General features: G+C 56.8%; 11 protein-coding genes. 7 read left to right on the top strand and 4 right to left on the bottom strand.

What is annotated here, in order from left to right:
• Positions 1–193 precede the first annotated feature (193 nt).
• On the top strand, positions 194–1,321 hold the full coding sequence (locus tag B9Z40_RS05110; protein WP_100172175.1) for a 3-deoxy-7-phosphoheptulonate synthase: 1,128 nt from the start codon (positions 194–196) through the stop codon (positions 1,319–1,321).
• Here the strand turns inward: B9Z40_RS05110 and mpl are convergent.
• Positions 1,311–2,678: a UDP-N-acetylmuramate:L-alanyl-gamma-D-glutamyl-meso-diaminopimelate ligase gene (gene mpl / locus B9Z40_RS05105; protein WP_100172937.1), complete on the bottom strand. Its 1,368-nt coding sequence runs from the start codon at positions 2,676–2,678 to the stop codon at positions 1,311–1,313. The genes B9Z40_RS05110 and mpl overlap by 11 nt on opposite strands.
• Positions 2,679–2,763: 85 nt before the next feature.
• On the opposite strand from mpl, the gene B9Z40_RS05100 reads away from it, so the two are divergent.
• The 6 genes from B9Z40_RS05100 to B9Z40_RS17330 all read left to right on the top strand — a co-directional run bounded on the left by B9Z40_RS05100 (position 2,764) and on the right by B9Z40_RS17330 (position 7,704).
• Positions 2,764–3,348, top strand: coding sequence for a hypothetical protein (locus tag B9Z40_RS05100; RefSeq protein WP_100172174.1), 585 nt, complete (start codon positions 2,764–2,766; stop codon positions 3,346–3,348).
• A gap of 14 nt (positions 3,349–3,362) precedes the next feature.
• Complete coding sequence (locus B9Z40_RS05095) at positions 3,363–3,905, top strand: TlpA disulfide reductase family protein (protein WP_100172936.1); 543 nt, start codon at positions 3,363–3,365, stop codon at positions 3,903–3,905.
• A gap of 171 nt (positions 3,906–4,076) precedes the next feature.
• A complete protein-coding gene (gene accB / locus B9Z40_RS05090) occupies positions 4,077–4,529 on the top strand; it encodes an acetyl-CoA carboxylase biotin carboxyl carrier protein (RefSeq protein ID WP_100172173.1) in 453 nt (150 codons plus the stop codon).
• A gap of 15 nt (positions 4,530–4,544) precedes the next feature.
• Entirely contained in the window at positions 4,545–5,894 is a 1,350-nt protein-coding gene (accC, locus tag B9Z40_RS05085) for an acetyl-CoA carboxylase biotin carboxylase subunit (RefSeq protein ID WP_100172172.1), read from the top strand.
• A 6-nt stretch (positions 5,895–5,900) separates the two neighbouring features.
• Positions 5,901–6,806 (top strand): 50S ribosomal protein L11 methyltransferase, encoded by a 906-nt coding sequence (prmA, locus tag B9Z40_RS05080; protein ID WP_100172171.1) that lies wholly within the window; start codon positions 5,901–5,903, stop codon positions 6,804–6,806.
• 37 nt (positions 6,807–6,843) lie between these two features.
• Complete coding sequence (locus B9Z40_RS17330; protein ID WP_100172170.1) at positions 6,844–7,704, top strand: zinc-ribbon and DUF3426 domain-containing protein; 861 nt, start codon at positions 6,844–6,846, stop codon at positions 7,702–7,704.
• 104 nt (positions 7,705–7,808) lie between these two features.
• Here the strand turns inward: B9Z40_RS17330 and B9Z40_RS05070 are convergent, their stop codons facing one another.
• The 3 genes from B9Z40_RS05070 to B9Z40_RS05060 form a co-directional block, all read right to left on the bottom strand.
• On the bottom strand, positions 7,809–8,225 hold the full coding sequence (locus B9Z40_RS05070) for a histone (protein WP_100172935.1): 417 nt from the start codon (positions 8,223–8,225) through the stop codon (positions 7,809–7,811).
• 192 nt (positions 8,226–8,417) lie between these two features.
• Positions 8,418–9,500, bottom strand: coding sequence for a ribonucleotide-diphosphate reductase subunit beta (locus tag B9Z40_RS05065; RefSeq protein WP_369823429.1), 1,083 nt, complete (start codon positions 9,498–9,500; stop codon positions 8,418–8,420).
• 186 nt (positions 9,501–9,686) lie between these two features.
• Positions 9,687–12,596, bottom strand: coding sequence for a ribonucleoside-diphosphate reductase subunit alpha (locus tag B9Z40_RS05060; RefSeq protein WP_100172934.1), 2,910 nt, complete (start codon positions 12,594–12,596; stop codon positions 9,687–9,689).
• Between the last annotated feature and the right edge of the window lie 320 nt (positions 12,597–12,916).

Below are 12,916 nucleotides of genomic sequence, written 5' to 3'. Positions count from 1 at the left end.
CAGGAACTGTCAACAAGCTGTGCTACATTGAACCCATGTCTTTGCGCTTTGCCTTTTACTTTTTTTATTTTGGATTCTCAGTCCCCGGCGGACGAGAGGCGAGCGCATAAGCACCCGAACATCTCGATACAAACCGCCGGAGCCCCAAAGCCCGGCGGTTTTTTTATGTTTTTTTAAATCCAAGGAGTCCACGATGAATGCCAAAACCACTGCCCCAGAGAGCTGGTATCCCAATGCTGCCGATCGAACAGGCCAGACCGACGACGAACGCATCAAGGACATCACCGTGCTTCCGCCCCCAGAACATTTGATTCGCTTCTTTCCGATTGCCGGCACGGCAACGGAAACACTGATCGCCCAAACCCGCCAATCGATCGCCAAGATCGTGCACGGCAAGGACGACCGCTTGCTGGTCATCATCGGCCCTTGCTCGATTCATGACCCCGCTGCGGCCCTCGATTACGCCCGCCGCCTGAAGCCACTGCGCGACCAATACGCGGACACGCTGGAAATTGTGATGCGTGTGTACTTCGAAAAACCCCGAACCACTGTGGGCTGGAAAGGCCTGATCAACGACCCTTACCTGGATGAAAGCTTTCGCATCGACGAAGGTCTGCGCATCGCACGCCAGCTGCTGATCGAGATCAACCGCCAGGGCCTGCCCGCAGGCAGCGAGTTTTTGGACGTGATTTCGCCCCAATACATCGGCGACCTGATCAGTTGGGGAGCGATTGGCGCACGGACCACCGAAAGCCAAGTGCACCGCGAGCTGGCCTCGGGCTTGTCAGCGCCCATCGGTTTCAAGAACGGCACGGATGGCAACATCAAGATCGCGACCGACGCGATCCAGGCGGCCGCCCGTGGCCACCACTTTTTGTCGGTGCACAAAAACGGCCAGGTCGCCATCGTCCAGACCCAAGGCAACAAGGACTGCCACGTGATTCTGCGCGGTGGCAAAGCCCCCAACTATGACGCCGAGAGTGTGGCCGCGGCCTGCAAAGAACTGGAAGCCGCCAAGCTGCCCGCCACCTTGATGGTGGACTGCAGCCACGCCAACAGCAGCAAAAAGCACGAACGCCAGATCGACGTGGCCAAAGACATTGCCGCCCAAATCAGCGGTGGTTCACGCCAAGTGTTCGGCATCATGGTCGAGAGCCATTTGGTGGACGGCGCCCAGAAGTTCACGCCAGGACAGCACGATGTGGCAAAACTGACCTACGGCCAGAGCATCACGGACGCTTGTATCGGATGGGACGACAGCGAAGGCGTGTTGCAGGTGCTGTCGGATGCGGTGAAGGCGCGCCGCGCCCTCAGCCGTTGATGGCGGCCAACAATTTGGCGTGAATCCCGCCAAAGCCGCCATTGCTCATGCACAGCAGGTGATCACCCGGTTGAACTTGCGCCAAAACCTGCGCAATCACCTCGTCAATGTTGGCACCCACTTGCGCTTTGGTGCCCATGGGCGCAAGCGCGGTGGCGGCATCCCAGTCCAACCCACCTGAGTGGCAAAAGGCCAGATCGGCTTCTTCGAGGCTCCAAGGCAACTGCGCCTTCATAGTGCCCAGCTTCATGGTGTTGCTGCGCGGCTCAAAAATGGCCAAGATGCGCGCCTTGCCCACTTGGCGGCGCAGGCCGTTGACGGTGGTGCGGATCGCGGTGGGGTGGTGGGCAAAGTCGTCGTAGACGGTGATGCCGTTCACCCTGCCGCGCACTTCCATGCGGCGTTTCACGTTCTCAAAGGTGGCCAAGGCATTGGCGGCCGCGGCGGGTGCCACGCCCACATGCTCGGCGGCGGCGATAGCGGCCAAGGCGTTGAGCTGGTTGTGCACGCCGCCAATGGCCCACTGCAATTCGGCCACGGGCTTTCCGGCTTGCAGCACTTTGAAGTGTGAGGGCTCGCCTTCGGCGACAAAGTCACTGACGGTGCTGCCAAAGCTGCGCACTTCGCTCCAACAGCCTTGACCCAACACGCGGGTGAGGCTCTCTTCCAGTCCGTTGACGACCACGCGGCCCGAGCCGGGTACAGTGCGCACCAGGTGGTGGAACTGCCGCTCAATGGCAGCCAAGTCGTCAAAGATGTCGGCGTGGTCGAATTCCAGGTTGTTCAGGATCGCTGTTCGTGGGCGGTAATGCACGAACTTGCTGCGCTTGTCAAAAAAAGCCGTGTCGTATTCGTCGGCTTCGATCACGAAATACTTTCCACCACCCAGCCGGGCCGACACACCAAAGTTGAGCGGCACGCCCCCGACCAGAAAGCCCGGTTGCAAACCGGCTTGCTCCAGCACCCAAGCCAGCATCGAGGTGGTGGTGGTTTTGCCGTGTGTTCCTGCCACGGCCAGAACATGGCGACCTTGCAAGACGTGTTCAGACAGCCATTGGGGGCCGCTGGTGTAGGGCGTGCCAGAGTCCAAAATGGCTTCCATCAAGGGGAACTTGGGGCTGCCGTCGGCCAAACGCGCACGGCTGACCACATTGCCGATCACATACATGTCGGGCTTCAATGCCATCTGATCGGTGCCAAATCCCTCGATCAGATCAATCCCCAAAGCCCGCAGTTGGTCGCTCATGGGGGGGTAAACGCCCGCATCGCAGCCGGTGACCCGGTGCCCGGCTTCGCGGGCCAACGCGGCCAAGCCGCCCATGAAGGTGCCACAAATGCCCAAGATATGTATATGCATGGGGTGAGATTTTAGAGGGGCGCAGAAGCCGTTTTTTGCAGCATGGGCCTCAGGTGTTTTCAGGGGTCCGGCACAATCGTTCACCATGAACAATCTTGCGCTTGAAATTGCTGCCACGGCTGCTCGCTTGGTGGTTGAAGAAGGTTTGTCCTTTGGTCCAGCCAAACACCGCGCCCTCAAAGAGCTGGGCTTGCCCGCTCGAACCGCCTTGCCCACCAATGACGTGGTGGAGAGTGAGGTGCGTGACTACATCGACTTGTTTTGCGCCGACACACAGCCAGGTGAATTGCGGGCCTTGCGCGAATTGGCGCAGCTGTGGATGCAGCGCTTGGCCGAATTTCGCCCGCATTTGGGGGGTGCGGTTTGGCAAGGTTGGGCCACCCGCCTGTGTGATGTGGACTTGGCTTTGTTCTGCGACGATCCCAAATCGGCCGAAATCGCCCTGATCAACCAGAACCAGCACTATGAAGTCCAAACCGTGCGCGGCCTGCACGGGGACGATGTCGATGTGCTGAGTTTGCACAGTTTTTGCCAGCCTTTGAACGAGGATGTGGGCGTGCACCTGCGCATTTACGACTTGGACGATTTGCGCGGTGCGCTTTTGCCCGATACCCAAGGCCGTTCGCCACGAGGCGATTTGGCGGCCCTTGAGCGTTTGCTGGCGGCATGAAAGACAATCTCAATATGAACAATCCAAGCTCTGGCGCTTCTCGGCGCAATTTGGTTTTAGGGGTGGGCGCTGCAGCGGCCGTGGCGGGTGTGGGCATGGCCTTGCGGCGTTTTGAGCCCCAGGCGGTGGCCAAAGCCGAAAGCCACCCGGTTTGGGATCAACAATTTGAGACCCCTGCAGGCACAGGTCTGACGATGGGCAGTTTCAAGGGCAAGCCATTGCTGCTCAACTTTTGGGCGACGTGGTGCCCACCTTGCATCGAAGAGTTGCCCATGATCCAAGCCTTCTGGCGTGAAAATGCTGCCAACGGTCATCAAGTGGTGGCCTTGGCCATTGACCAGCCCAGTGTTGTTCGCCGATTTTTAGAGCGGCAACCCTTGGGCTTTCCGGTGGGTTTGGCCGGTTTGGAGGGGACGAATTTGGCCAAGTCGCTGGGCAATGCCGCCGGCGGCTTGCCGTTTACGGTGTTTTTCAAGGCAGATGGCAGCATTTGGCGTCAAAAGATGGGGCAACTGACGCTGGACGATTTGTTGCAATGGCGTACTGCCACGGCTTGAAGGCATTGGCCACTTCAAGGGTGCTGGATCAGCGCTGTGGGGGTGTGGTGCACCCTTAAAAAGTCGTGCCATGTGACTTCGGTGGGGACGCGTAAAGTCAATTTTGGGGGTGTTTGCTGAAATTTGGTGTAAATTAGCCGCATTACATGTGCTCTAAGCCTCGGAGGATTTATGGATTTGCGCAAACTCAAAACACTGATTGACTTGGTGTCCGATTCGAACGTTTCGGAACTGGAAATCACCGAAGCCGAAGGCAAAGTTCGCATTGTCAAAAGCATGGGTGTTGCCGCGCCGGTGGTGATGCAGCAAGCTGCTCCTGTGGCGATGGTCGCCTCACCCGTGCCCGCAGCGGTGGTGTCTGATGTGCCCGCCGCGCCTGTGGTGCCCGCTGGGCATGCCGTCAAATCCCCCATGGTGGGCACCTTCTACCGTTCGTCCAGCCCGGGTGCTGCGCCTTTCATCCAAATTGGCTCGGTCGTCAAAGAGGGCGTCACCTTGTGCATCATCGAAGCGATGAAGATCCTCAACGAGATCGAGTCCGACAAGGCCGGAACCGTGACACAGATCTTGTGTGAAAACGGTCAGGCCGTGGAATACGGTCAGCCTTTGTTCATCGTCGAATAAGCCAACGGGGATTTCATGTTCAAGAAAATCCTGGTGGCCAACCGCGGTGAGATCGCTTTGCGTATCCAACGTGCGTGCCGAGAGTTGGGCATCAAAGCCGTGATGGTTTACTCCGAGGCCGATAAAGAAGCCAAATACGTGAAATTGGCCGAAGAAGCCGTGTGTATCGGTCCTGCGGCCTCGTCGCTCAGCTACCTCAACATGCCGGCCATCATTTCGGCAGCCGAGGTGACCGACGCCGAAGCCATTCACCCCGGTTATGGCTTTTTGAGTGAAAACGCCGACTTTGCCGAGCGCGTCGAAAAAAGCGGTTTTCAGTTCATCGGTCCGACCCCAGAGTCGATCCGCATCATGGGTGACAAGGTCTCGGCCAAGCAAGCCATGATTCGAGCGGGTGTGCCTTGTGTTCCCGGTTCTGAGGGTGAGTTGCCCGACGACCCGGTTCAGATTCGCCGCATTGCAAAATCGGTGGGTTACCCCGTGATCATCAAGGCCGCGGGCGGTGGTGGTGGTCGCGGCATGCGTGTGGTGCACACCGAAGCCGCTTTGGTCAATGCGGTGCAAATGACCAAAGCCGAAGCCGGCGCTGCCTTTGGCAATCCTGCGGTCTACATGGAAAAATTCCTGCAGAACCCGCGCCACATCGAGATCCAGATTCTGGCCGACAAGTTCAAGAACGCGGTCTATCTGGGGGAGCGCGATTGTTCGATGCAACGCCGTCACCAAAAAGTGATCGAAGAAGCGCCGGCACCCGGCATCCCCCGCAAACTGATCGAAAAGATTGGCGAGCGCTGCGTGGCCGCTTGCAAAAAAATCGGTTACCGCGGTGCGGGCACCTTTGAATTCTTGTTTGAAAACGGTGAGTTTTATTTCATCGAAATGAACACCCGCGTCCAGGTGGAGCACCCGGTGACCGAATGGGTCACAGGCGTCGACATCGTCAAAACCCAGATCATGGTGGCGGCAGGCGAAAGACTGCCCTTCACCCAGCGGCAAATTCAAATTCGAGGCCATGCCATCGAGTGCCGCATCAACGCCGAAGACCCGTTCAAATTCACGCCTTCGCCCGGTCGTGTCACGTCGTGGCACATGCCCGGGGGGCCTGGTGTGCGTGTGGACTCGCATGTGTACAACAACTATTTTGTGCCACCGAATTACGACTCGATGATCGGCAAATTGATTGTGCATGGGGACACCCGCGAGCAGGCCTTGGCCCGCATGCAAACGGCCTTGAACGAGACCGTGATCGAGGGCATCAACACCAATGTGCCTTTGCACCGTGAGTTGATGGTGGACGCCAAGTTCATGCAAGGCGGCACCAACATCCATTATCTGGAACACTGGCTGAGCCAGCACAAGCGTTAAACCCCTATGTTTGAACTGAGCTTGCTGTGTCCCGAAGACCGGGTTGACCTTCTGAGCGATGCGCTCGACGCCTTGGATGCTTTGAGTGTCTCGGTGGAAGATGCCGATGCACAAACACCTGCTGAGCAAGCCTTGTTTGGTGAGCCCGGCATGCCGCCGCCCAAAGACGGTTGGCAGCGTTCGCGCATGGTCGCTTTGTTTGCCCAAGAGGCCCAAGCCCAAGAAGCGGTCGCCTTGTTGTCCGCGCAAGACTTCTTTGAGGGTTGCCAAATACTGGGTGTGCAAGTGCTGGCTGACCAGGATTGGGTGCGTTTGACCCAGTCGCAGTTCGCCCCAGTTGAGATCACCCCTGATTTTTGGATTGTGCCCACTTGGCATGAGCCGCCTGCGCAAGCGCGGCAAATCATCCGACTGGACCCCGGTTTGGCTTTTGGTACCGGCACACACCCCACCACACGCATGTGCTTGCGTTGGATTGCGCGGCATGGGGTCCAAGACCAGCGGGTGTTGGACTACGGATGTGGCTCGGGCATTTTGGCCATTGGGGCTGCCAAGTATGGTGCCACGCAAATCGATGCGGTGGACATTGACGATGCGGCCGTGACCTCCACCGAGTTGAACGCACAAGCCAACAACGTGCGTTTGCAAGCCGGTCTGCCCGACAAAGCGCAAGGCCTGTACCAAACGGTTTTGGCCAACATTTTGGCCACACCACTCAAGGTTTTGGCCCCCCTGCTGTGCGCCCATGTGGCGCCCACCGGGTCCTTGGTGCTGGCCGGCATTTTGGAGCGACAGGCCGACGAACTCAAGGCCGCTTATGCGCCTTGGCTTGCACTTGAAGTGGCTGACAGCGAAGATGGCTGGATTTTGATGACCTCCACATCGCCAGTGGCTTCGTCCATTTCGTCCTGATCATTGGCAACCCCCCTTTGATGTGGGCCACTGCACCATGACTTGGATAACCCGCTGCCCCGTTTGCGCTGTGACTTACAGGGTGGTGCCTGATCAGCTGAAAGTGGCGCAAGGCTGGTTGCGATGTGGGCAATGCCAAGAGGTCTTTGACAGCAAAGGTTTGGTCGTGGATTGGCCATTGGAGTCTCACAAAACCGAGCCCATCGCTGAACCTGAAGTTCCTGCAGACCGCTTGGACATTGACGATTTTCTCAAGCAAGAAGACAAGTCCGCGCTGCAAACTCCGGTGTCTGCTTTTGAAGAAGCCTTGTCGACCTTCAAACCCTTGCCTTTGATGCCGACCACGACGGCGGCTGCGCCCGAAGTCTTTGGGGTTCCCTTGGGTGCCTTGATCGCACACGATCAAGTCCCTGAGGATCAGGCGCCAGCTTTGCCACCCTCTGCACCGCCTTGGTGGCCGAAGGTCTTGGTTTTGAGTTTGGTACTGATGCTTGCATTGCAATGGATGGTGGCTGGGCGTTACCTGTTGGTCGCGGCTGAGCCGGCTTTGGCTCAGCCATTGCAGATCTTCTGTCGCCTGATGGGCTGCGAGATGGAGCCACCGCCTGTGCGCAACGGGGTTGTGATTGAGAGCTCCAGCATGACGCCACAAGAGGGGGGTCTGTTGCTGCTCTGGTCGGTGCGCAATGTGACCACCCAGGCTTTAGAAATGCCCGCATTGGAGTTGACGTGGCTGGATGCGCAGGACAAATCCCTGGTTCGTCGGGTTTTGCGGCCTACTGAACAAGCTGCGCCTTCTGCTTTGGCCGCAGGTCAAATTTGGAGTGGCCAGTTGCAACTGCTGCCCGCTGAAGGCTTGCAACCATTGGGTTACCGACTGGTGAGCTTTTACCCCTGATTTTTGAGGTACCAACCCGGTACCGAGCTGAGCAACTTGCACAAAAAAGCCCAACACTGTTGCCAGTGTTGGGCTTTGCGCTACGTGCGTCGAACGATGTTGAATCAGGGCTTGGCGGCCGAAGGAAACGGCCACGCAGCTTGGGGATTCAGCGTTGTTTGTGCAGCGGGGGCAGCGGGTGCTTTGGATGCCTTCTTTGCAGCAGGCTTTTTGGCTGGAGCTGCTTTTTTAGCTGGAGCGGCTTTTTTGGCTGCTGGCTTTTTAGCGGCTGCTGCTTTAGGAGCGGCTTTTTTAGCTGGAGCTGCTTTTTTAGCTGGAGCGGCTTTTTTGGCTGCTGGCTTTTTAACGGCTACTTTTTTAGCTGCTGGCTTTTTGGCTGCAACAGCTTTTTTGGCTGGAGCGGCTTTTTTAGCAGCAGGCTTCTTGGCTGCAGCTACTTTTTTAGCGACAGGTTTCTTGGCCGCGACGGCCTTCTTTGCGGGAGCAGCTTTTTTTGCCGCTACTTTTTTTGCAGTTGCCATGATTTTCTCCTTGATCAAGTTGAGAACTCAACGGAAAGGGAACGCTTGGTGCTTGTTGGATTGCACAAAGCGATCCATGGTGCTGAGGAAGCCCTCAACACCATGAACGCGGGAAAGCCACAACTCACAATACCCGAAGGCATTGCAAACTGTGGCTTGAAGAGGGGTTGCATTGAAGGGGTGTTCAGAAGATCAGTCCCAGGACAAAGCCCCGCCAGTTTGGTACTCGATGACCCGGGTTTCAAAGAAATTGCGTTCTTTCTTCAGGTCAATCATTTCGCTCATCCAGGGGAAAGGATTTTCTTCGTTGGGGAAGAGGGCCTCTAAACCAATCTGGGTGGCACGGCGGTTGGCGATGTAACGCAAATAGCCTTTGAACATGGACGCATTCATGCCCAGCACGCCACGCGGCATGGTGTCTTCGGCATAACGGTATTCCAACTCCACGGCGTGCAGGAAGAGTTCTTTGATTTCTGCTTTGAATTCGGCGGTCCACAACTGGGGGTTTTCGTGCTTGATCGTGTTGATCATGTCAATGCCGAAGTTGCAGTGCATGGATTCGTCGCGCAGGATGTACTGGTACTGCTCAGCGGCACCGGTCATCTTGTTTTGACGGCCCAGGGCCAAAATTTGTGTGAAGCCGACGTAGAAGAAAAGACCTTCCATCAAGCAAGCAAACACGATCAAGGACTTGAGCAGCGTTTGATCGGCTTCGAGCGTGCCTGTCTTGAAGTTGGGCTCCATGATCACGTTGATGAACGGGATCAGGAACTCGTCCTTGTCACGGATGGATTTGACTTCGTTGTAGGCGTTGAAAATCTCACTCTCGTCCAAGCCCAATGACTCTGTGATGTATTGGTAAGCGTGGGTGTGGATCGCTTCTTCGAAGGCTTGGCGCAACAAAAACTGACGGCACTCGGGTGCCGTGATGTGGCGGTAAGTGCCCAAGGTGATGTTGTTGGCCGCCAAAGAGTCTGCGGTCACAAAGAAGCCCAAGTTGCGCTTGACCATCCGGCGCTCATCTTCGGTCAGACCGTTGGGGTCTTTCCACAAGGCAATGTCACGGGTCATGTTGACTTCTTGCGGCATCCAGTGGTTGGCGCAAGTGGCGAGGTATTTTTCCCAAGCCCATTTGTACTTGAATGGCACCAGTTGGTTGACGTCGGTCTGGCCATTGATGATGCGTTTGTCTGCCGCATTCATGCGACGGGGAGCGGCTGTAGCTGATGCGGCAGCCGGCGCTGCGGTGGCATCAGCGCCAGTGAATGAAGGCATCACTGAAGGTGATGCGGGTTTGACTTGATCGTCCCAGGACAACATAAAAAATTCCAGTTCTCAAATTATGAAAGCAAGCGTGAGAAATTCAAAGAAACGATGCACTATTTCGATGTGTAAACACACGAAGTGTTGTGCAATTGCATCGCACTTGGCTTGTCACAGCAAAGTGCAATGCTTTTCAAATCACTGACAAGCTTCGCAGCCGACGTCGTCGATGGCGACAAACTTGACGTCGGTCGCAGGTGATGTGTTCATGGCCGCTTGAGTTGCTGCCGCAGAAGTCTCCGCAGCGTTCATGCCCGAAGACGAAACAGCATTGTGCGAGCCCGAATTCACAGTGGACTTTTCAACTTGCGTCGCGCTGGATGTACGCAGGTAGTAGGTGGTTTTCAGGCCACGCAACCAAGCAAGTTTGTACGTGTCATCGAGCTTTTTGCCCGACGCACCAGCCATGTAAATGTTGAGCGATTGCGCTTGGTCGATCCATTTCTGGCGACGTGCAGCAGCTTCGACCAGCCAAGTGGTTTCGACTTCAAAAGCGGTCGCGTACAAGGCTTTGATTTCTTGCGGCACACGGTCGATGGGGCGTAATGAGCCGTCGAAGTGCTTCAGGTCCATGACCATGACGTCGTCCCACAGGCCCAAGCGCTTCAAGTCACGCACCAAGTAGCCGTTGATCACAGTGAATTCGCCCGACAAGTTCGACTTGACCGACAGGTTGCCAAAGCACGGCTCGATGGAGGCATCCACACCGATGATGTTGGAGATGGTGGCGGTGGGTGCAATGGCCACGCAATTGGAGTTGCGCATGCCGTCTTTGGCAATTTTCTGGCGCAGCGAGTCCCAATCCAAGGTAGAGGAACGGTCCACTTCGACATAACCACCACGCTCTTTTTCCAGCAGTTTGAGCGTGTCCAAGGGCAATATGCCTTGGTCCCACAAAGAGCCTTTGTAGCTGGCGTACTGGCCACGTTCTTTGGCCAGCTCGGTGGAGGCCCAGTAAGCGTAGTAGCAAATCGCTTCCATCGACTGGTCAGCGAATTCCACGGCGGCCTGAGAGGCATAAGGCGTACGCATCTCGTACAACGAGTCCTGGAAACCCATCAAGCCCAGGCCCACAGGGCGGTGGCGCATGTTGGAGTCACGGGCCTTTTTGACGGCGTAGTAGTTGATGTCGATCACGTTGTCCAGCATGCGCATCGCGATCGTGATGGTTTTCTTCAGCTTGTCGTGGTCCAGGACTTTGCCGTTGGCACCGTCTTTGAGGTGACGCGACAGGTTCACTGAGCCCAAGTTGCAGACGGCGGTCTCGGTATCGCTGGTGTTCAGTGTGATCTCGGTGCACAGGTTGGACGAGTGCACCACGCCAACGTGCTGCTGCGGCGAGCGCACGTTGCAGGGGTCTTTGAACGTGATCCAAGGGTGGCCGGTTTCAAAGAGCATCGACAGCATCTTGCGCCACAGGTCGGTTGCCGGCACGGTTTTGCTGGGCTTGATCTCGCCGCGCTCAGCCTTTTGCTCGTAAGCCACGTAGGCTTTTTCGAAGGCCAGGCCGAACAGGTCGTGCAAGTCGGGCACATCGGAGGGGGAGAACAAGGTCCAGCTGCCTTTTTCCATGACGCGGCGCATGAACAGGTCGGGGATCCAGTTGGCCGTGTTCATGTCGTGCGTGCGGCGGCGGTCGTCGCCTGTGTTCTTGCGCAGCTCCAGGAATTCTTCGATGTCCAGGTGCCAGGTTTCCAGGTAGGCGCAAACCGCACCCTTGCGCTTGCCACCTTGATTGACCGCCACGGCGGTGTCGTTGACCACTTTCAGGAATGGCACCACACCTTGCGATTCGCCGTTGGTGCCTTTGATGTGGGCACCCAAGGCGCGCACAGGTGTCCAGTCGTTGCCCAAGCCACCCGCAAATTTAGACAGCAAGGCGTTTTCCTTGATGGCGTCGTAGATGCCGCCCAGATCGTCGGGCACGGTGGTCAGGTAGCAGCTCGACAGTTGCGAGCGCAAGGTGCCGCTGTTGAACAGGGTCGGCGTGGAGGACATGAAGTCGAACGAAGACAGGATTTCGTAGAACTCAATGGCCCGGGCTTCCCGGTTGATCTCATTGAGCGACAGGCCCATGGCCACGCGCATGAAGAAGGCCTGGGGCATTTCGATGCGGGTTTTGCGGACGTGCAGGAAGTAACGGTCGTACAAAGTTTGCAGGCCCAGGTAGTCGAACTGCAGATCACGTTCTGGCTTGAGGGCTTCTGCCAATTGCTTCAGGTCGAACTGAAGGAGTTTTTCGTCCAGCAGGTCGTTGTCCACGCCCTTTTTGATGAATTGTGGGAAGTAATTGACATACGCCTCTGCCATTTGGCTCTGGGGGACTTCCTTGCCCAGAATTTCCTTGGCGATGGTGTGCATCAGCAAACGCGCGGTCACATAGGTGTAGTCCGGGTCTTTTTCGATCAGGGTACGCGACGCCAAGATGGACGCTTTGTACACCTCTTCCATGGGCACGCCGTCGTACAGGTTGCGCATGGTTTCGGCCACGATGGGCTCGGGTTTCACGTCTTGGCCAAGGCCAGCACAGGCATTGACCATGAGCGATTTGAGGTAATCGAGGTCCAGAGCCACGCGTTGGCCCCCGTCGATCACATGCAAGCTGGGGCTGCTGGGCTGCGGTGCGGACTCTTGCTGGTGCTGTGTACGCTCTTGGGTGCGGCGCTCACGGTAAAGCACATAAGCACGAGCGACTTCGTGGTTGCTGCTGCGCATCAGGCCCAGTTCAACCTGGTCTTGCACATCTTCAATGTGGAAAGTACCGCCACCAGGACGTGATCGGACCAAAGCGCGGACCACGTTTTGGGTCAATTCTTCGACCACTTCACGCACGCTGGCAGACGCTGCGCCTTGGGTACCATGCACCGCCAAAAAGGCTTTCATCAAGGCCACGGCGATCTTGTTCGGCTCAAACGGGACCACGGCGCCGTTGCGGCGAATGATCTGGTAATGGGCCAGCGCTTGCAGGCTGGGCGTGCCATTGGAGGCCGCTTCTGGCTGGTGCAGCATAGCGGGAGATGAGGCCGTGATGTTCAGGTCTGTTTGCATGGTCATTTCTGTGATTTTTATGTGGTCTGGGGGTCTGGGCGAAGCACTCAAATCCGTGCTTTGTTCAATTGTGAAAATTTGTAAGAGACACTATATCTGGTGTCTGGCATCAGCACAAGCCACTACAGGTAGTGTACCGGGCAGTTTTGTCACTTTGTTGGCGCTGCACCAAATTATTCTGTGACCGCGGCTTGTGCTGTACGTTTTCATCTTCTGAAAATGTCGCTTGGAAGGCCTGATTTGAAGGGCTTTGAACTGGGTATTTCAAGCCAGATGGGGCTTGCCAAGCACTTTCTTGCGCGGCGGCTTGATGGCATGGG

This window comes from Limnohabitans sp. 15K (assembly GCF_002778285.1).
Classification (GTDB): Bacteria; Pseudomonadota; Gammaproteobacteria; order Burkholderiales; family Burkholderiaceae_C; genus Limnohabitans_A.
The sequence above is the reverse complement of the archived record's forward strand: the minus strand, read 5'-3'. Positions and strand labels throughout refer to the sequence as shown.

Excerpts from the sequence above, each read along its gene's own strand:
- B9Z40_RS05110 (WP_100172175.1), top strand. The coding sequence starts at position 194 with ATGAATGCCAAAACCACTGCCCCAGAGAGCTGGTATCCCAATGCTGCC.
- mpl (WP_100172937.1), bottom strand. The coding sequence starts at position 2,678 with ATGCATATACATATCTTGGGCATTTGTGGCACCTTCATGGGCGGCTTG.
- B9Z40_RS05100 (WP_100172174.1), top strand. The coding sequence starts at position 2,764 with ATGAACAATCTTGCGCTTGAAATTGCTGCCACGGCTGCTCGCTTGGTG.
- B9Z40_RS05095 (WP_100172936.1), top strand. The coding sequence starts at position 3,363 with ATGAACAATCCAAGCTCTGGCGCTTCTCGGCGCAATTTGGTTTTAGGG.
- accB (WP_100172173.1), top strand. The coding sequence starts at position 4,077 with ATGGATTTGCGCAAACTCAAAACACTGATTGACTTGGTGTCCGATTCG.
- accC (WP_100172172.1), top strand. The coding sequence starts at position 4,545 with ATGTTCAAGAAAATCCTGGTGGCCAACCGCGGTGAGATCGCTTTGCGT.
- prmA (WP_100172171.1), top strand. The coding sequence starts at position 5,901 with ATGTTTGAACTGAGCTTGCTGTGTCCCGAAGACCGGGTTGACCTTCTG.
- B9Z40_RS17330 (WP_100172170.1), top strand. The coding sequence starts at position 6,844 with ATGACTTGGATAACCCGCTGCCCCGTTTGCGCTGTGACTTACAGGGTG.
- B9Z40_RS05070 (WP_100172935.1), bottom strand. The coding sequence starts at position 8,225 with ATGGCAACTGCAAAAAAAGTAGCGGCAAAAAAAGCTGCTCCCGCAAAG.
- B9Z40_RS05065 (WP_369823429.1), bottom strand. The coding sequence starts at position 9,500 with ATGCCTTCATTCACTGGCGCTGATGCCACCGCAGCGCCGGCTGCCGCA.
- B9Z40_RS05060 (WP_100172934.1), bottom strand. The coding sequence starts at position 12,596 with ATGCAAACAGACCTGAACATCACGGCCTCATCTCCCGCTATGCTGCAC.